Below are 476 nucleotides of genomic sequence, written 5' to 3'. Positions count from 1 at the left end.
AGCAAGTTCAACCATACGGTAAGCACTCAATGAGGTTAATTCGGCAGGTTTCACAATCACAGAATTACCAACCGCTAACGCCGGCGCGACTTTCCAGGCAAACATTTGTGCAGGAAAGTTCCATGGCAAAACAGCGCCCACGACCCCGATAGGCTCATGAACAATTAACCCCATTTCTTGACGCCCAGTTGGCGCAATTTTGCCAAACAGTTTGTCGATAGCTTCTGCATACCAATAAAACGTTTCGACTGTTGCGGGTAAATCCGTATTTAAACATTCAGTGATAGGCTTACCTGCATCGACGCAATCCAATGCCGCTAGTTCTTCGCTATGTTTTTCAATTAATTGTGCCCAACGTAACATGACCTGTTTACGTTCTTGAGGGGACAAACCGCTCCAGCAGCCCTCATCAAAGGTTTCACGAGCAATGCAAACCGCCGCGTGAACATCTTGCGCACTGCCATCCGCGATATAAC

Annotated in this window: 1 protein-coding gene; it reads right to left on the bottom strand. The window is 47.5% G+C overall.

Translation table 11 applies throughout. From position 1 onward, the window contains the following. On the bottom strand, positions 1–476 hold a 476-nt coding region (locus RM609_RS34750), incomplete at both ends, for an aldehyde dehydrogenase family protein (protein ID WP_311616583.1).

Origin of the sequence: Streptomyces hesseae (assembly GCF_031845785.1) — a bacterium.
In the GTDB taxonomy this organism is placed as follows: Bacteria; Actinomycetota; Actinomycetes; order Streptomycetales; family Streptomycetaceae; genus Streptomyces; species Streptomyces hesseae.
The sequence above is the reverse complement of the archived record's forward strand: the minus strand, read 5'-3'. Positions and strand labels throughout refer to the sequence as shown.